Consider the following 16,578-nt stretch of genomic DNA (forward strand, 5'->3'; position numbering starts at 1 on the left):
GGGCCGGAGCGATGACCGACCTGTGCGCACCCACCTTCGCCGAACTCGCCACGTCCCTGGGCTTCTCGTGCGAGGAGGCCGGTGGCCTCGTCGAGGTCCGCAACCCGTCGGCCCTGGAGAACTGGACCCTTCCGGTTCTCGAGGTCACCGTCGTGTTCGGTGCCGTGCTCGCGCTCGTGCTCGCCGTCGTGCGCCTGCGTCGTCACGGCGATCCCACCAACCTGGTGCTCTGGTTCGGCGCCACCGCCTACCTGTTCCTCATCGAGCCACCGCTGTACTTCCCCGCCGCCTTCGGCATCGAGGAGTACGTGGACACGATGTTCGCCCACAACGTGTTCACGGTGGAGTTCCTGTGGGGCCGGCTCCCGCTGTACATCGTCGCGATCTACCCGCTGATGGCCACGCTGGCCTTCGAGATCGTCAGAATGCTGGGCGTTTTCCGGCGCTACGGGGTTCTCGTCGGTGCGGTCTGCGTGGGCTTCGTTCACCACGCGTTCTACGAGATCTTCGACCACCTCGGACCGCAGTTGCGATGGTGGCACTGGTCGGTGACGAATCCGGTCAACCAGCCCATGTTCGATGCGGTCCCGCTCCCGAGTGTGGTGGTGTTCGCCGCGCTCTGGCCGATGTCACTCGCGTTGTGCGTGCAGTTCTTCGTCGGTCGCCACGTCGACCGCGGCCGGCACTTCTCCGGTCTCGAGCTGGTGTGGCGCACGGTCGTGATCGGCCTGCTGGCGTCGTTGGGCACGTTCGTCCTCCCGCTCCCGGCGACGGTCCTGGGCATGGGAAGCACGACGGTCCGGGGAGTGCTGTACGCGGTGGAACTGGTCGTCGTCACACTCGTCGCGAGCGTGGTGCTCGTGCGCCGATGGGTGCGGCTGTGGCGGGGCGAGCCGGACGTTCCTCCCTACACGAACCGCTTCGTCCAGGCCTACAGCGTGGTGTACCTGTGCGTCATGGCGTTCCTCTGGGCGGCCGCGTTGCCCGACTTCCTCCGTGCCGTCGACGGCGTGACGAGCACCGGAGATCCGGTGGGAAACCTGTGGTACACGCTGGCGTGTTTCGTCGTCGCACTGCTGTGCGTCGCCGCCACGTTCACCGCACACCGCGGAGGGGGTGAACCGGGCGACACATCGCCCGCGCACGAGCGGGACGCGACGCACGCCGGATAGCAGATTCGGCGCACACCGAGGGCGGCCGGCGGTGGGGGAGTTGCGCCCTCCGGCCGACGAGGCCGCACACACGAGTCCACCCGCCTTGCGGAATCGCAAGGCGGGTGGACTCGTGACGAACTACGTGCGGAACCGGCTCAGCAGTCGTAGTACAGCTGGAACTCGTAGGGGTGCGGCCGCAGGTTGACCGGAGCGATCTCCTGCTCCCGCTTGATCGAGATCCAGGTCTCGATCAGGTCGCTGGTGAACACGCCGCCCTCGGTCAGGTACTCGTGGTCGCGCTCGAGGTTGTCGATGACCGATTCGAGGCTGGTGGGAGCCTGCGGGATGTTCTTGGCCTCCTCCGGCGGGAGCTCGTAGAGGTCCTTGTCGACCGGGGCCATCGGCTCGATCTTGTTCTTGATGCCGTCGAGACCCGCGAGCATCTGCGCGGCGAACGAGAGGTACGGGTTGCCCGAGGAGTCCGGGGCGCGGAACTCGAGGCGCTTGGCCTTCGGGTTGTTGCCGGTGATCGGGATGCGCACGGCGGCGGAGCGGTTGCGCTGGCTGTAGACCAGGTTGATCGGAGCCTCGTAGCCCGGCACCAGACGGTGGTACGAGTTGATCGTCGGGTTGGTGAACGCGAGCAGCGACGGCGCGTGGTGCAGGATGCCGCCGATGTACCAGCGCGCCAGGTCGGACAGGCCCGCGTAGCCGGACTCGTCGTGGAAGAGCGGCTTGCCTTCCTTCCACAGCGACTGGTGCACGTGCATGCCCGAACCGTTGTCACCGAACAGCGGCTTCGGCATGAAGGTCACGGACTTGCCGTGCTTCCAGGCGGTGTTCTTGACGATGTACTTGAACAGCTGCAGATCGTCGGCCGCACCGAGCAGCGTGTTGAACTTGTAGTTGATCTCGGCCTGACCGGCGGTGCCGACCTCGTGGTGGCCGCGCTCGAGCTCGAAGCCGGCGTTCTGCAGGTTGGTGGAGATCTCGTCGCGCAGGTCCACGTAGTGGTCGTACGGTGCGACGGGGAAGTAGCCGCCCTTCGGGCGGACCTTGTAGCCGAGGTTGGGGCTGCCGTCGGCGTTGAGCTCGACGCCGGTGTTCCACGAACCGGAGACCGAGTCGATCTCGTAGAACGCGCCGTTCATCTGCGAGTCGTAGCGGATCGAGTCGAAGATGTAGAACTCGGCCTCGGCACCGAAGAATGCGGTGTCGGCGATGCCGGTGCTGACGAGGTATTCCTCGGCCTTGCGGGCGACATTGCGCGGGTCCCGGCTGTAGGACTCGCGAGTGAACGGGTCGTGGACGAAGAAGTTGATGTTCAGCGTCTTGGCGGCCCGGAAGGGATCGATGCGCGCGGTGGTGACGTCGGGCAGCAGCATCATGTCCGACTCGTGGATGGACTGGAAGCCGCGAACGGACGAGCCGTCGAACGCCAAGCCGTCCTCGAACACGTCCTTGGTGAACGCGCTCGCGGGAATCGAGAAGTGCTGCTGAACGCCGGGGAGGTCGCTGAATCGGATATCGACGTACTCGACGTTTTCGTCCTCGATGTACTTGATGACCTCTTCGGCCGAGGTGAACGCCACGCTTGTACTCCTTCAGTCAATGCGCGCCATGGGGATGGGGCGTCTGCGTCGGATACAGACCGTATTGAGCTGGTGTTGCCCGACCATCAATCCCATGTTTCACCGATGTTACAGCTCGTCTTCCGGTGTCGTGAGGACTACTTTTGTGGTAGAAGTCACCGGCGTGCACGTGGGGTCGGGCCGGTCCGCTCGTTGCACCCTATCCTGGACAGCATGGCACGTATGACCGGCAGCTGGCTCTCCGGACCCGCTGCGGCGATCCCCAAGGGGCAGGAAAAGGCCCAGGACTACCGCGGGCAGTTGCTCGGCCTGCCCCAGGAGGGGCCGGGCGCGCTCGCGGGCCCCGGCCGGCGGGCGAGCGCTCTGGCGATCGACTGGTTCACCTCCGTCGGTATCGCCACCGCGATCGTCGGCGAACGTCCCTTCGAGAACCCTCAGCTGTCCACCTACACCCTGCTGGTGTGGTTCGTGGTGGGGGTGCTCACGGTGACGTTGTTCTCGTTCACCCCGGGGCAGTATCTGGTCGGCCTCCAGGTCGCCCGGGTCGACGCGCCCGTACGAGTGGGGCCGGTTCGCGCCCTGGCGCGGCAGCTGCTGCTCGTGTTCATCGCGCCGGCGATCGTCACCGACGTCGACGGCCGCGGCCTGCAGGACCGGGCGACCGGCACGGCCCTCGTACGGTCCCGCTGACGCACCCTCCCCGAAACGCGGAACGGGAGCCTGCACCGGGTCGATCCGGGTGCAGGCTCCCGTCGTCGGAGCGGGGCTCAGCGGCGGCGCATGGTGCGCTGGACGCTGCGCATCTTCGCGCCGGCCGGCATCGGACCCTTCGGGAGCGCGGCGCCGGTCTTCTTGGTGCTCAGGGCGGCCAGCCGGCCCTCGATCGCGTCCATCCGCTTGGTGTCGATGTTGCGGGGCAGCTTGGACAGGTGCTTCTGCAGCTGCGACAGCGGGACCTGGCCCTCGTCGTTGCCGACCACGACGTCGTAGATCGGGGTGTCGCCGACGAGGCGCGCCACCCGCTTCTTCTCCTGTGCGAGAAGCGCTTTCACGCGCTGCGGCGATCCCTCGGCCACCAGGATCACGCCCGGGCGGCCGATGACGCGGTGCACGGCGTCGAGCTGCGCGGTGCCGGCCACCGCGTGCGTGACGCGCCAGGAGCCCTGCAGGTTGTCCAGCGCCCACGCCGCCGCGCCGGCCTGGCCCTCGGCCTTGCCGTAGACCGTCTTCTGCACCCGGCGACCGAAGATGACGAACGCGAGCAGCACCCCCACGAGCAGGCCGACCGGCAGGAGGAACCACTCGATACCGAAGATCAGCCCGATCAGGAAGAACACCAGGGTGGAGACGACGATCGCGCCGATCATCCACGGCAGCAGCAGCTTGTCTTCCTTGCGCTGCAGCTGGAACGCCTGCCAGAGCTGGGTTCGCCGCTCCTTCGACGCCTGCTTGCGCGCGGCCTTCGCCGCGGCCTTCGCTTCCTTGTCGGGTTTGCTGCCTTTCGCCATGCACCCAGGATACTTTCCCCGCGGTGGCCCCTTCACCACCGCGGGTCCGGTACGGCTACGGCGTGAGGCGAGCGAGCACGGAGCTGGCTTCCTGGGCCGCTGTGCCCCCCTCGGCCAGGTGCGCCTGGGCGGCGGGCAATTCGCGGCCGTGGTGTGCCATGGCCTGCGCGTACAGGCGGCCCGCGCGGTACGAGGACCGGACCAGCGGCCCGGCCATCACGCCCGCGAAGCCGATCTCCTCGGCGGTCTCCGAGTGCGCGACGAACTCCTCGGGCTTGACCCACCGCTCGACGGGATGGTGCCGCGGCGACGGACGCAGGTACTGGGTGATGGTGACGATGTCGCAGCCGGCGGCGTGCAGGTCGTGCAGCGCCTCGGTGACCTCCTCCGGTGTCTCACCCATGCCGAGGATCAGGTTGGACTTGGTCACCAGGCCGAACTCGCGGGCCGCGGTGATCACGTCCAGCGACCGCTGGTAGCGGAACGCCGGGCGGATGCGCTTGAAGATCCGGGGGACGGTCTCGACGTTGTGCGCGAGGACCTCGGGACGCGACTCGAAGATCTCGGTGAGCAGTTCGGGCTTGCCGTTGAAGTCGGGGATGAGGTTCTCGACGCCGGTGCCCGGGTTGAGCTCGTGGATCTGCCGCACGGTCTCGGCGTACAGCCACGCGCCGCCGTCGGGCAGATCGTCGCGGGCGACACCGGTGATCGTCGAGTACCGCAGACCCATCGCCTGCACCGACTCGGCGACGCGGCGCGGCTCGTCGCGGTCGAGCTCGGCGGGCTTACCGGTGTCGATCTGGCAGAAATCGCATCGACGGGTGCACTGCTCGCCGCCGATGAGGAACGTCGCCTCCCGGTCCTCCCAGCATTCGTAGATGTTGGGACAACCGGCTTCCTCGCAGACCGTGTGCAGGCCCTCGCGCCGCACCAGTCCCTTCAGCTCGGTGTACTCCGGGCCCATCTTCGCCCGGGTCTTGATCCAGTTCGGCTTGCGTTCGATCGGCGTCTGCGCGTTTCGGGTCTCGATCCGCAGCAGTTTGCGTCCTTCTGGGGCCACAGTCACGGGCTCGATCCTACGCCCGCCGGTACCGGCCGGACCCACCCTGGGGGCGCGGCCGTGGCGGGCGGCGATCAGCCGTACCGCACCGTGGTGAACTCCGGCCGCGGGGTCTGCGGCGGCTCGGCACCGACGGCCTGTTCGAACGTCACCCGCTCGATGTCGTGGTCCGTCACCGGCAGGCGGCCGTCGAGAGCGTCGATCACCGCCGCCGTCACCGCCGGCATCACCTCGGCGACGGTCACGTCCCGTCCGAGCTCACCCGTGAGCGAGGTGACACCCGCGTCGCGGATGCCGCACGGGACGATCGAGTCGAACGCGTCGAGGGTGGCGTCGCAGTTGAGGGAGAACCCGTGCATCGTCACCCCGCGCTGCACCCGCACCCCGATGGCGGCGATCTTGCGCTCGGGCAGCCAGTGCCCGTCGCGCAGCTCGGCCGGCAGCCACACGCCCGAGCGACCGTCCACGCGGCCGCACGTGAGCCCGAGGTCGGTGCAGACCTCGATCAGGGCCTGCTCGAGACGCCGCACGTAGCCGACGACGTCGATGGGTTCGCCGAGCCGGATGATCGGGTAGCCCACCAGCTGGCCGGGACCGTGCCAGGTGATCTTGCCCCCGCGGTCGACGTCGATCACCGGGGTGCCGTCGGTGGGGCGATCCTCGGGGGCGGTGCGCTTACCGGCGGTGTACACGGGCGGATGCTCGAGCAACAGCAGGGTGTCGACACCGCGGCCCTCGGCCCGGTCGGCGGCGATCTCCCGTTGCCGCTCCCACGCCTCGAGGTAACCGATCAGCCCCAGGTGCGCCACCGCGACGGGTTCGGAATCGAAACGGGCGGAGGAGGATGCGCTGCTCATAGTCCACGACCCTACGCCGTCGGCGAGCCCTCGCGAAGAGGTGACTTCAGGACGCGAGCGCGTTTCCCAGGGCGGCACCGATCGTTGGGTACCGGAACTCGAAGCCCGTCGACTCGAGCACCGCCGGCAGGGCACGCTGCCCGGTGAGCACCAGTGCGCGCGCCATTTCCCCGGCGACCGCGGCGACCACGAAACCGGGGGTCGTCCACGGCGCGGGCCGGTGCACCGAGTGCGCCAGCGCCTCGGTGAACCGGGCATTCGTCACGGGGGCCGGCCCGGTGACATCGACCGGTCCGGCGATGTCGCCGCGACCGAGGACGAAGCCCACCGCCGCCACCGCATCCTCGAGCGCCACCCACGACATGTACTGCCGGCCGTCGCCGAGCCGGGAACCGAGCCCGAGCCGGAACAGCGGCTCGAGCCGGCGCAGGATGCCCCCGTGCGGCGCGAGCACGATCCCGGTGCGGAGAACGATCGTGCGGACCCCGGCCTCACGCGCCGGCGCCGTGGCAGCCTCCCAGTCGCGGCACAGGTCGGCCACGAACCCCTGCCCGGCAGGGCTGCGTTCGTCCACCACCGTCTCGCCGGTGTCCCCGTAGAAGCCGACGGCGCCCGCGTTGACCAGCGTCGGCACCCCGGCGGCCGCGACGGCGGCGGCGAGGACGTCGGTGGGGACGATCCGGCTGTCGCGCAGTTCCTGCTTCACCGCGCCCGACCAGCGCCGCGCACCCACGCTCGACCCGCACAGGTTCACCACGGCGTCGACGCGGTCGAGCGCCGCGGGATCGACCCGCCCCGTCCGCGGGTCCCAGGACCATTCGTCCGGCGCCCCCGGCGGACGCCGCACCAGGCGGCGCACCTCGTGGCCGTGCGCCCGCAGCCACGCGACCGAGGCAGTTCCGATCAGCCCCGACGAGCCGGCCACGAGGATGCGCATGCCGGAGATTCTCCCGCATCTGCGGGGATCGGAACGCGGAAGCGGGGGCCTCGTCGGTGTGACGATGCCCCCGCTGCGGGTCCGGTGAGTGCCGGGCTACACCCCGTGGGTCACAGACCCAGGTCGGCTTCGAACGCCGCCTCCTCGAGGCGGTGCTTGATCGTGGTGAGGAACCGGCCTGCGTCCGCGCCGTCGACCAGCCGGTGATCGTAGGTCAGCGGCAGGTAGCACATCGAACGGACACCGATCGACTCGTTGCCCACCTCGTCGGTGACGACCACCGGTCGCTTGACGATCGCACCGGTGCCGAGCATCGCCGCCTGCGGCGGCACCAGGATCGGCGTGTCGAACAGGGCGCCCTGGCTGCCGATGTTCGTGATCGTGAAGGTGCCCCCGGCCAGCTCGTCGGGTTTGAGGCCACCGCTGCGGGCACGCTTGGCGATGTCCGCGATCGCGCGGGCCAGGCCGGCCAGCGACAGGTCACCGGCGTTGTGGATCACCGGGGAGAGCAGACCCTGCTCCGTGTCCACGGCGATGCCGAGGTGCTCGGCCGCGTGGTAGGTGATCTCCTTCTTGTCCTCGTCGTAGGAGGCGTTGATGTTCGGGTGCGCCTTGAGGGCCTCGACGACGGCCTTCGCGAAGAAAGGCAGGAAGGTCAGGTTGACGCCCTCGCGCTCGGCGAAGGTCGCCTTGGCCTGCGCCCGCAGGTGCGCGATCTTGGTGACGTCGACCTCGAAGGTCTGGGTGAGCTGCGCGGTGGTCTGCAGGGACTCGCGGGTCTTGATCGCGGTGATCTGGCGGATCCGGTTGACCTTCTGCGTGGTGCCACGCAGGTGGGCCAGCTCGGGACGGACACCGGCGGTCGCGGCCGGAGCGGCGGCCGGGGCCTTGGCGGCGGGCGCCGGCGCCTGGGCGGCGGGGGCCTTCGCGGCCTCGGCAGCGGCGAGCACGTCCTGCTTGCGGATGCGGCCGCCGACACCGGTACCGGACACCGTCGACAGGTCGACGCCGTGCTCGGCGGCGAGCTTGCGGACGAGGGGCGTCACGTACGGCGTGGCTCCACCCGAGGTCTCCTCGGCCGCGGGGACCGGAGCGGGGGCCGGAGCGGCCTGCTTCACCGGCTCGGGGGCCGCCTGCTTCGCCGGCTCGGGCTTCGGTTCCGCCTTCGGCTCGGGCTTCGGTTCCGGCTTCGGCTCGGGCTTCGACGGTGCCGCGGCCGGGGTTCCCGATCCGATCACCGCGAGCTGCCCACCGACCTCGACGGTGTCGTCCTCCTGGGCGTTGACCTCGAGGAGCACACCGGCAACCGGGGACGGGATCTCCGTGTCGACCTTGTCGGTGGACACCTCGAGCAGGGGTTCGTCGACCGCGACCTCGTCACCGACGGACTTCAGCCACCGGGTGACGGTGCCCTCGGTCACGGACTCGCCGAGCGCCGGCATGGTGACCGGGGTGCCCTCGGCGGCGCCGGCGTCGGAACCGGACGGAGCCGGAGCGGGCTCGGGTTCCGGCTCGGGCTCGGGGGTGGGCTGCTCCTCGGGTGCCGCCTCCTCGGTCGGGGCGGCAGAAGGGGTGGTGGACGATCCCGCGTCGTCGGCGGAGTCACCGATCACCGCCAGCTCGCCGCCGATCTCGACCGTCTCGTCCTCTTGGGCGACGATCTTCACCAGCACACCGGCCGCGGGCGAGGGGATCTCGGTGTCGACCTTGTCCGTGGAAACTTCGAGCAGCGGCTCGTCGACTTCGACCGTGTCTCCTTCCTGCTTGAGCCATCGCGTGACAGTTCCCTCGGTGACGCTCTCACCAAGCGCTGGCATCTGGACGGAGAAGGCCATGTCTGTTGACTCCTCGACGGTTGTGTTCGGGTGTGTTGAGTTGTGCCGACCGATGGTCGCGGACCATTGTGTGGTCGCAGACCATTGTGCTCGAGGCCACGGTCTCGTGCGGTGTCTTGCGGTGTTCGATTGAGACCACACCCGATGCCGGGTATGACCTCGACCATCCTTGCACTGATCCAATCGCGGCGTTCGACGAGGGTTGGGTCACGCGCGCCCGCGCGTCCCTGCCGCCCGGCAGGGACGCGCCGGACGGATCAGCCGTTGGCCGCGATGTCCTCGATGACGGCGAACAGCGTGCGCACCGGCACACCGGTGCCGCCCTTGCCGACATAGCCGAACGGGCTTCCGGTGTTGAAAGCCGGCCCGGCCACGTCGATGTGGGCCCACTGCACGCCCTCGGCCACGAACTCCTTCAGATACAGGCCGGCGGCGAGCATCCCGCCCCACCGGTGCGGCGTGACGTTGGCCAGATCGGCCACCCGGGAGTTCAGGTCCGCGCGCAGCTCGGCCGGCAGCGGCATCGCCCACCCGTTCTCGCCCACCTCCTGCGAGAGCCGTGCGACACGGTCCCGGAACTCGTCGGTGCCCATGACGCCCGGCGTCCGCGTCCCCAGGGCGACCATCTGCGCGCCCGTGAGCGTCGCGGTGTCGATCAGGTAGTCGGGCTCGTCCTCGCAGGCACGGACGATGGCGTCGGCAAGGATGAGACGACCCTCGGCGTCGGTGTTGATCACCTCGACGGTGGTGCCGCCGTACTGGGTGAGCACGTCGCCGGGACGCTGTGCCGTCGCGGACGGCATGTTCTCGGCCATCGGCACCGTCGCGGTCACGTCTGCCGCCACCCCGAGCTTCGCGGCGAGCACGACCGTCGCGACCACCGCCGCGGCCCCGCCCATGTCGGACGTCATGTTCTCCATCCCGGCGGCCGGCTTGATGGAGATGCCGCCGGTGTCGAACGTGATGCCCTTGCCCACGAGCGCCACCTTCGGGGCCTTGCGCTTCTTGGCGGAGTAGCTCAGCCGCACGAGCCGCGGCGGGCGCGACGACCCCTTGCCGACCCCGACGATGCCGCCGTAGCCCTGCTGCTCGAGCGCCTTCTCGTCCAGCACCTCGACCCGCAGCCCGGCGGCGGCGCCGAGCGCCTGCGCGCGGTCGGCGAACTCGGCCGGGAACAGGTGGCTCGGCGGGGTGTTGACGAACTCGCGGGCGGTGGCGACCGCCTCGGCGACGGCCGTCGCCCGGGCCAGCGCGGCCTTGACCTCGCGGGCGCGCGGCGACGCGACGAGCAGCTCGATCCGGGCGGGGGGCTGCACGTCGCCGGAGTTCGACTTCGCGGTGCGGAACTCGGTGAACGTGTACGCGCCGAGCGCGAAGCCCTCCGCGGCGGCGCCGAGATCCACGGCGGACAGGGTCGTCGCGACCACGGAGGCGCCGGCGAGGGCGCGCGCCGCGGCGCCGGCGGAGCGGCGCACCTGTTCGGCGTCGATCTTGCCGGCGGCGCCGAGCCCGACGGCGAGCACGCTGGTGACCGGCAGGGCGGCGGGCGCGGGGATCCGCGTGACCTCCTCGGCCTTGCCCTTGGCGCCGACGGACTGCAGGGCGTCGAGCAGCCCGCCGAGGACGTCCTCGTCGACCAGTCCGTTGCCGAGCAGGGCCTCGGGACCGTCGTCGCCTGCGGTCAGGCCGATGACGAGGACGTCCGCGCGCTTGGAAACGCTTCCGGCGAGAACGAGTTCGGGCAGGGTGGGCGAAAGGGCACTCACGGGCGTCTCCTAGGGGGAAGGGGGTCGTGGCACCGATGCTAATGATCCCGGGGGGTGGGATAGCGTGGGGCGCATGAGCGACCAGTCACTGCTGCAGGGCCCGATCCACGCCGTCCACACCGAACTCGGTGCGACCTTCGCGGCCTTCGGTGGCTGGCAGATGCCGGTCTCGTACGCCGGCACCGTCGCCGAGCACACCGCCGTGCGCGAGAACGTGGGCCTGTTCGACGTCAGCCATCTGGGCAAGGCCCTCGTCGCCGGTCCGGGCGCGGCCGACTACGTCAATTCGACGCTCACCAACGACCTGCGCAAGATCGGCCCGGGCAAGGCCCAGTACACCCTCTGCTGTACCGAGTCCGGGGGTGTCACCGACGACCTGATCGTCTACTACGTCTCCGACGAGGAGCTGTTCCTCGTGCCGAACGCCGCGAACACCGCCGCGGTCGTCGCCGTCCTCGCCGCGAACGCGCCCGAGGGCGTGACGGTGACGAACCAGCACCGCGACCACGGCGTATTCGCCGTGCAGGGACCGACCTCCGAAGCTGTCCTGCAGGGGCTGGGGCTGCCCACCGACCTCGGCTACATGAGCTTCGTGGACGCGCAGTGGAACGGCGTGCCGGTCCGCGTGTGCCGCACCGGCTACACCGGTGAGCGCGGCTTCGAACTGGTGCCGCGCTGGGCCGACGCCGAGGCGCTGTTCCGGGCGCTGGCCGACGCCGTGCGTGCCGCCGGCGGTCAGGTTGCCGGGCTCGGGGCCCGCGACACTCTGCGCACCGAGATGGGCTACCCGCTGCACGGGCACGAGCTGTCGGAGGCGATCTCGCCCCTGCAGGCCCGCTGCGGCTGGGCGGTGGGCTGGAGCAAGCCGGCGTTCCGGGGACGTGCGGCGCTCGTCGCGGAGAAGGAGTCCGGTCCCGCGCGACGGCTGTGGGGGCTGCAGGCGCTCGACCGTGGCGTGCTGCGGCCGGACCTGAAGGTGCTGCGCGACGGAAACGCGGTGGGGGAGACCACGTCCGGCACGTTCTCCCCGACGCTCAAGGTCGGTATCGCGCTGGCGCTCCTCGATACGGCGGCGGGCCTGGCCGCCGGTGACGAGGTCGCGGTCGACGTCCGGGGACGCGCCCTGCGCGCCCGGTTGGTCGTCCCACCGTTCGTCCCCGACCACACCAAGTAGGGCGGCGCGGGCGGTTCGATAGGATCAACGGTCATGACCGGTGTCCTCGAATTCACCCACGTTCCGCACCCCTCGCCCGCCTCCGCGGAGCGGCGTGGAGAGATATTGGCGGATCCGGGGTTCGGCCGGTACTTCACCGATCACATGGTCACGATCGACTACACCGAGGGCCGCGGCTGGCACGACGCCACCGTCCAGCCGTACGGCCCGATGCAGCTCGACCCGGCCGCGATGGTGCTGCACTACGGGCAGGCGATCTTCGAGGGTCTGAAGGTCTACCGGCAGCCCGACGGCAGCATCGCGGCCTTCCGCGTGTACTCCAACGCCGAACGGATGCGCCGGTCCTCACGGCGCCTGGCCATGGCCGAGCTGCCGGACGAGTTGTTCGTCCGTTCGATCGCGGAGCTGGTCGAGGCCGACCACGAATGGGTGCCCGCCGCCGGTGGCGAGGAGTCGCTGTATCTGCGGCCGTTCATGTTCTCCACCGAAGCCGGTCTCGGCGTGCGGCCCGCGAACCAGTACCGGTACATGCTGATCGCTTCCCCGGCCGGCGCGTACTTCCCCCGCGGCGTCAAGCCGGTGAGCGTGTGGATCTCGCAGGAGTACGTGCGGGCCGCGCCGGGCGGCACGGGCGACGCCAAGTTCTCCGGGAACTATGCCGCGTCGCTGCTGGCGCAGGCGCAGGCCACCGAGCAGGGCTGCGACCAGGTCGTGTGGCTCGACGCCGTCGAGCGCCGCTACATCGAGGAGATGGGCGGCATGAACCTGTGCTTCATCTTCGGATCGGGCGCCGACGCGAGGCTGGTGACGCCGGAGCTGTCCGGCTCACTGCTGCCCGGCATCACCCGCGACTCCCTGCTCACCCTGGCCAGGGACGCCGGCCTCGAGGTGGAGGAGCGCAAGATCTCGGTGGAGGAATGGGAGTCGAAGGTCGCCACCGGCGAGATCACCGAGGTCTTCGCGTGCGGCACCGCGGCGGTCATCACCCCGGTCGGCACCGTCAAGAGCCGGGACGGCGAGTTCACCGTGGCCGACGGCGAGCCCGGCAAGGTCACCATGGCCCTGCGTGACACCCTCACCGGCATCCAGCGGGGGACGTTCGCCGACACCCACGGCTGGCTCACCACCCTGCGCTGAGCCCGGCTCGGCCGGGCCCTGCACTGAGCCCGGCTCGGCCGGGCCCTGCGCTGAGCCCGGCTCGGCCGGGCCCTGCGCTGAGCCCGGCTCGGCCGGGCCTACGCGACGGCCGCGCTCAGCGCCGCGGCCACGATCGTCACCGTCGTCTCGAGGCCGGCCCCGAGCGCGTCGCCGTTGAGGCCGCCGAACCGGCGGACGCAGTGCCGCACCAGTAGCAGTGCAGCACCGAGCGCCACGGCCACCGTCACCGGGCCGGCCCACCAGGAGCCGGGCACGCACCAGGCCGCCGCGACGAGCGCGACGCCGGCCCACAGCGCGCCCACCCCGAGCGGCTGTGTCCCCGCCACCAGGGCACCGAACCCGCTGCCCGGGGCTGCGGCCACGCCGCGTCGGCAGGCGAGGACGACCGCGACCCGGCCGGCGGTGACGGCGAGGATCACGGCGGGCCAGGATCGCGCGTCGGCGAGCGCCCCGAACGAGGCGGCCTGCGCACCGAGCACGACCACCAGGGTGGCCACCCCGAATGGTCCGGCGCCGCCCGACTTCATCACCTCACGAGCCCGCTCCGGCGGTCCGTAGCAGCCGAGCCCGTCGGCCGTGTCGCACAGGCCGTCGAGGTGCATGCCGCGCGTCGCGAGGCCCAGGAACCCCACCCCGATCAGGCCCGCGAGCAGGGGAGTGCAGCCGGCGGCGACCGCCGCCCACAGCACGCCTGCGGTCCCGAGACCGAGCACGAGGCCGGCGACCGGCGCCGCGGCGATAGCCGCGCCCCCGGCGCCGCGATCGATGCGCCCCGGTCCCTGAACCGGCAGCACGGTGAGCCAGGAGAGGGCGAGGGCGATGCCACGCATCGGTCGCCGCAGGGCGATGCCACGCATCAGTCGCTGCAGGGCGATGCCACGCATCAGTCGTCGCGCGGATCGGCGCCCGGCGTGGCGTCCTCGTCGCGGGTGCTCACGCCGGCCTCGGCGAACGTCGCCATGTTCGTGAGGACCGCCACCGCGCCGTGCAGGATCGGCAGCGCGGCGACCGCCCCCGAGCCCTCGCCGAGACGCATCCCCAGGTCGACGAGGGGATCCAGATTCAGGTGCCGCAGGGCCAGCGTGTGGGCCGGTTCGGTGGAGCGGTGCCCGGCGATCCACCAGTCCCGGGCTCCCGGGGCGAGTTCCTCGGCGACGAGCGCCGCGGCGGTGACGACGACCCCGTCGAGCACGACCGGGGTCCGGCGTACCGACGCCTGCGCGAGGTACCCGGCCATCGCGGCGAGGTCGGCGCCTCCCGCGGTGCGCAGCAGCGCCACCGGGTTGCGGGCGTGGGGCCGTGCGCGGCGCATCGCGTTGCGGATCGCGGCGACCTTGCGCATCCAGGCGGCGTCGTCGATGCCGGTGCCGCGTCCCACGGCCGCGACGGGCTCGGTGCCGGTGAGCGTGGCGATCAGCGCCGTCGCGGGGGTGGTGTTGCCGATCCCCATGTCACCCGCGACGAGCAGGTCGGCTCCCGCATCGACCTCCTCGTCGGCGACGGCTCGCCCGGCGGTGATCGCCTGGAGGGTCTCTTCCTCGGTGAGCGCGTCCTCCCGGTCGATGGAGCCGCTCGACCGGCGCACCTTGTGTGCGGAAACCGCCGGATCCGTGTCCCCGTCGACGGCCATGTCCACCACCCGGACCCCGGCGCCGGCGGTGGCGGCGAGAACGTTGACCGCGGCGCCGCCGGCGAGGAAATTGGCGACCATCTGAGCGGTCACCTCGGGGGGATACGCCGAGACACCGCCGCGGGCCACACCGTGATCGCCGGCGAACACCACCACCCGGGGACGGGTGAACGGGTGGGGCGGTACCTGCCCCTGGCAGGACGCGACCCAGCACCCCAGCTCCTCCAGCCGGCCGAGGGAACCGGCAGGCTTGGTGAGATCGCGCTGCCGGGCGTCGGCGCGCCGGCGGACCTCCCGGTCGGGGGCGACGACGGGCGGGAAGACGACGTCGGCGGAGTGGACCGATTCGCTGCTCACGGGGCACCTTTCACGAAGTGGCGGAGGTCGAAGCCACCGCTGGACGCTATCAACCCGCGCCGTGGCAGAAAATCGACGGTAGATGGCTTTGCTGCCACTGTCTCGGGCGTTGCACCGGCGACAGACTGTCCGTCATGAGCCAGGTCGTCGTGATCGTCCTCGTGTTGGCCGCGCTCGTCGCCGGCCTCGAACTCGCGCGGGCCCGTTCCCGCCCCGCCCCGCGGTGGGTGACGCGGGCCTGGTGGCGCCACAACCACTTCCGGCCGCACGATCCGTCGTCGCCCCTGTGCGGCGACCCGTCGGCCGGCTGGGTGCGCAGCACGATCGATGCGCGCCGAGCACCGCACCACTGACCGGTGCGCAGGCCCGCGCGGTCAGACGGCGTCGCCGGGGGAAACCCGTGGCAGCGGCGCCCGGAGCTTGCGGATCTGCGAGGCTCGCACGAACGCGTACCACCCCAGGCCGAAGCCGCCCTCCGTGGTGTCGGGGAAGCGGGCCCGGGCCTTCTTGTTCACGAGGCGGCCGAGGTAGATCCCCTCGATCACCATGAGCACGATCATCGCGAACATCGCGAGCGTCACGTACTGCTGGACCACCGGCCCGAGGAACATCGTCATGATCAGGACCAGCGCCATGGGCATGAACAGGCCCACGAGGTTGCGGCGGCTGTCCACCAGGTCGCGCACGTAGGCCCGCACGGGCCCCTTGTCGCGCGGCAGCAGGTACTTCTCCTCGCCCGCGAGCATGCGGGTGCGGCGCTCGCCGGCGGCGGCGCGGCGCTCCGCGGACTGCGCCTTGCGCTCCTCCTTGGAGAGGGACTGCTTGGCGGCCTTGCGGCGCGCCCGGGCTTCCTTGGCGGTCAACGGAGCCGGAGCGACGGGACCACGCCGGCGGGCCTCGGCCTCTCGGCGCTTCGGGGTCGGACGGCCCTTGCCGGTCGTTCCCTTGCCGCCCTCGGACTGCGGGTCGGCGACGGACTCGGACGCGCCGAGGTCCCCGTTGTCGGATTCGTCGGAACCGCCGCGGCGTAGCAACTTCACCCCTCCAGGCTATGGGAAAACCGTCCCGGCCGGAAAATCGCCCCCGGTCAGGCCCGCGTGCGGTCCGAGGCGCGCATGAGGAATAGATGCGCGCGCGGTACCGTTGAGGCAACCGGGTTGGAACACGAAAGACTAGGGAGCGCCCATGACTGTGCAGGAAGAGACCGCCACTCACGGCGTCACCATGACCGAGGCCGCCTCCGCCAAGGCGAAGGCGCTGCTCGACCAGGAGGGCCGCGACGACCTCTCGCTGCGCATCGCCGTGCAGCCGGGTGGGTGTGCGGGCCTTCGCTACCAGCTGTTCTTCGACGACCGGACGCTCGACGGTGACCTCACCCGCGACTTCGGCGGCGTCATTCTCGCCGTCGACCGCATGAGCGCCCCCTACGTCGAAGGCGCGTCGATCGACTTCGTCGACACGATCGAGAAGCAGGGCTTCACGATCGACAACCCGAACGCCACCGGCTCCTGCGCCTGCGGCGATTCGTTCAACTGACGTAAGTCCGCCCG

At 70.8% G+C, this 16,578-nt stretch carries 16 protein-coding genes; 6 read left to right on the forward strand and 10 right to left on the reverse strand.

Annotated elements, in window-relative coordinates; translation table 11 throughout:
- Window positions 1-11 precede the first annotated feature (11 nt).
- Window positions 12-1,172: a hypothetical protein gene (locus tag JYA75_RS16100; RefSeq protein WP_065922481.1), complete on the forward strand. Its 1,161-nt coding sequence runs from the start codon at window positions 12-14 to the stop codon at window positions 1,170-1,172.
- A gap of 137 nt (window positions 1,173-1,309) precedes the next feature.
- Here JYA75_RS16100 and glnA read toward each other — a convergent pair whose 3' ends face one another.
- Window positions 1,310-2,746, reverse strand: a complete 1,437-nt coding sequence (gene glnA, locus JYA75_RS16105) for a type I glutamate--ammonia ligase (RefSeq protein WP_006947761.1) — start codon at window positions 2,744-2,746, stop codon at window positions 1,310-1,312.
- A 213-nt stretch (window positions 2,747-2,959) separates the two neighbouring features.
- On the opposite strand from glnA, the gene JYA75_RS16110 reads away from it, so the two are divergent.
- Window positions 2,960-3,436, forward strand: a complete 477-nt coding sequence (locus JYA75_RS16110; RefSeq protein ID WP_065922482.1) for an RDD family protein — start codon at window positions 2,960-2,962, stop codon at window positions 3,434-3,436.
- 77 nt (window positions 3,437-3,513) lie between these two features.
- Here JYA75_RS16110 and JYA75_RS16115 read toward each other — a convergent pair whose 3' ends face one another.
- The 6 genes from JYA75_RS16115 to JYA75_RS16140 form a co-directional block, all read right to left on the reverse strand.
- Window positions 3,514-4,254 carry a DUF4191 domain-containing protein gene (locus tag JYA75_RS16115; RefSeq protein ID WP_029544250.1) on the reverse strand — a complete coding sequence of 247 codons (741 nt, stop codon included), beginning with the start codon at window positions 4,252-4,254 and terminating at the stop codon, window positions 3,514-3,516.
- Window positions 4,255-4,309: 55 nt separating this feature from the next.
- Window positions 4,310-5,320 carry a lipoyl synthase gene (gene lipA / locus JYA75_RS16120; RefSeq protein ID WP_203329198.1) on the reverse strand — a complete coding sequence of 337 codons (1,011 nt, stop codon included), beginning with the start codon at window positions 5,318-5,320 and terminating at the stop codon, window positions 4,310-4,312.
- A 68-nt stretch (window positions 5,321-5,388) separates the two neighbouring features.
- The gene (lipB, locus tag JYA75_RS16125; RefSeq protein ID WP_006947767.1) at window positions 5,389-6,171 is read right to left on the reverse strand and encodes a lipoyl(octanoyl) transferase LipB; all 783 of its coding nucleotides are present in this window, start codon (window positions 6,169-6,171) and stop codon (window positions 5,389-5,391) included.
- 46 nt (window positions 6,172-6,217) lie between these two features.
- Window positions 6,218-7,108, reverse strand: coding sequence for a TIGR01777 family oxidoreductase (locus JYA75_RS16130; protein WP_161995714.1), 891 nt, complete (start codon window positions 7,106-7,108; stop codon window positions 6,218-6,220).
- A 110-nt stretch (window positions 7,109-7,218) separates the two neighbouring features.
- The gene (gene sucB, locus JYA75_RS16135; RefSeq protein WP_185712802.1) at window positions 7,219-8,943 is read right to left on the reverse strand and encodes a 2-oxoglutarate dehydrogenase, E2 component, dihydrolipoamide succinyltransferase; all 1,725 of its coding nucleotides are present in this window, start codon (window positions 8,941-8,943) and stop codon (window positions 7,219-7,221) included.
- A gap of 257 nt (window positions 8,944-9,200) precedes the next feature.
- Entirely contained in the window at window positions 9,201-10,709 is a 1,509-nt protein-coding gene (locus tag JYA75_RS16140) for a leucyl aminopeptidase (RefSeq protein ID WP_065922485.1), read from the reverse strand.
- A 73-nt stretch (window positions 10,710-10,782) separates the two neighbouring features.
- Between JYA75_RS16140 and gcvT the strand changes: the two genes are divergently transcribed.
- Both gcvT and JYA75_RS16150 read left to right on the forward strand, forming a co-directional pair.
- The gene (gcvT, locus tag JYA75_RS16145; RefSeq protein ID WP_168579755.1) at window positions 10,783-11,883 is read left to right on the forward strand and encodes a glycine cleavage system aminomethyltransferase GcvT; all 1,101 of its coding nucleotides are present in this window, start codon (window positions 10,783-10,785) and stop codon (window positions 11,881-11,883) included.
- A 33-nt stretch (window positions 11,884-11,916) separates the two neighbouring features.
- Entirely contained in the window at window positions 11,917-13,020 is a 1,104-nt protein-coding gene (locus JYA75_RS16150; RefSeq protein WP_203329199.1) for a branched-chain amino acid aminotransferase, read from the forward strand.
- A gap of 98 nt (window positions 13,021-13,118) precedes the next feature.
- Here JYA75_RS16150 and JYA75_RS16155 read toward each other — a convergent pair whose 3' ends face one another.
- Window positions 13,119-13,871 carry an adenosylcobinamide-GDP ribazoletransferase gene (locus tag JYA75_RS16155; protein WP_006947773.1) on the reverse strand — a complete coding sequence of 251 codons (753 nt, stop codon included), beginning with the start codon at window positions 13,869-13,871 and terminating at the stop codon, window positions 13,119-13,121.
- Between the two features lie 53 nt (window positions 13,872-13,924).
- Window positions 13,925-15,028 (reverse strand): nicotinate-nucleotide--dimethylbenzimidazole phosphoribosyltransferase, encoded by a 1,104-nt coding sequence (gene cobT, locus JYA75_RS16160; protein WP_050035372.1) that lies wholly within the window; start codon window positions 15,026-15,028, stop codon window positions 13,925-13,927.
- Between the two features lie 134 nt (window positions 15,029-15,162).
- Here cobT and JYA75_RS16165 point away from each other — a divergent pair, with 134 nt between their 5' ends.
- Window positions 15,163-15,381, forward strand: coding sequence for a hypothetical protein (locus JYA75_RS16165; RefSeq protein WP_006947775.1), 219 nt, complete (start codon window positions 15,163-15,165; stop codon window positions 15,379-15,381).
- 21 nt (window positions 15,382-15,402) lie between these two features.
- On the opposite strand, the gene JYA75_RS16170 is transcribed toward JYA75_RS16165, so the two are convergent.
- Complete coding sequence (locus JYA75_RS16170; protein ID WP_006947776.1) at window positions 15,403-16,068, reverse strand: DUF3043 domain-containing protein; 666 nt, start codon at window positions 16,066-16,068, stop codon at window positions 15,403-15,405.
- Between the two features lie 145 nt (window positions 16,069-16,213).
- Here JYA75_RS16170 and JYA75_RS16175 point away from each other — a divergent pair, with 145 nt between their 5' ends.
- Window positions 16,214-16,564, forward strand: coding sequence for an iron-sulfur cluster assembly accessory protein (locus JYA75_RS16175; RefSeq protein WP_029544238.1), 351 nt, complete (start codon window positions 16,214-16,216; stop codon window positions 16,562-16,564).
- Window positions 16,565-16,578: the final 14 nt, after the last annotated feature.

This window comes from Rhodococcus sp. PSBB066, from assembly GCF_017068255.1.
In the GTDB taxonomy this organism is placed as follows: domain Bacteria; phylum Actinomycetota; class Actinomycetes; order Mycobacteriales; family Mycobacteriaceae; genus Rhodococcus; species Rhodococcus aetherivorans.

What these genes read in the sequence shown, in the direction of transcription:
- JYA75_RS16100 (WP_065922481.1), top strand. Translation starts at nt 12, where the DNA reads ATGACCGACCTGTGCGCACCCACCTTCGCCGAACTCGCCACGTCCCTG.
- JYA75_RS16110 (WP_065922482.1), top strand. Translation starts at nt 2,960, where the DNA reads ATGGCACGTATGACCGGCAGCTGGCTCTCCGGACCCGCTGCGGCGATC.
- JYA75_RS16115 (WP_029544250.1), bottom strand. Translation starts at nt 4,254, where the DNA reads ATGGCGAAAGGCAGCAAACCCGACAAGGAAGCGAAGGCCGCGGCGAAG.
- lipB (WP_006947767.1), bottom strand. Translation starts at nt 6,171, where the DNA reads ATGAGCAGCGCATCCTCCTCCGCCCGTTTCGATTCCGAACCCGTCGCG.
- JYA75_RS16130 (WP_161995714.1), bottom strand. Translation starts at nt 7,108, where the DNA reads ATGCGCATCCTCGTGGCCGGCTCGTCGGGGCTGATCGGAACTGCCTCG.
- sucB (WP_185712802.1), bottom strand. Translation starts at nt 8,943, where the DNA reads ATGGCCTTCTCCGTCCAGATGCCAGCGCTTGGTGAGAGCGTCACCGAG.
- gcvT (WP_168579755.1), top strand. Translation starts at nt 10,783, where the DNA reads ATGAGCGACCAGTCACTGCTGCAGGGCCCGATCCACGCCGTCCACACC.
- JYA75_RS16150 (WP_203329199.1), top strand. Translation starts at nt 11,917, where the DNA reads ATGACCGGTGTCCTCGAATTCACCCACGTTCCGCACCCCTCGCCCGCC.
- JYA75_RS16155 (WP_006947773.1), bottom strand. Translation starts at nt 13,871, where the DNA reads ATGCGTGGCATCGCCCTCGCCCTCTCCTGGCTCACCGTGCTGCCGGTT.
- JYA75_RS16165 (WP_006947775.1), top strand. Translation starts at nt 15,163, where the DNA reads ATGAGCCAGGTCGTCGTGATCGTCCTCGTGTTGGCCGCGCTCGTCGCC.
- JYA75_RS16175 (WP_029544238.1), top strand. Translation starts at nt 16,214, where the DNA reads ATGACTGTGCAGGAAGAGACCGCCACTCACGGCGTCACCATGACCGAG.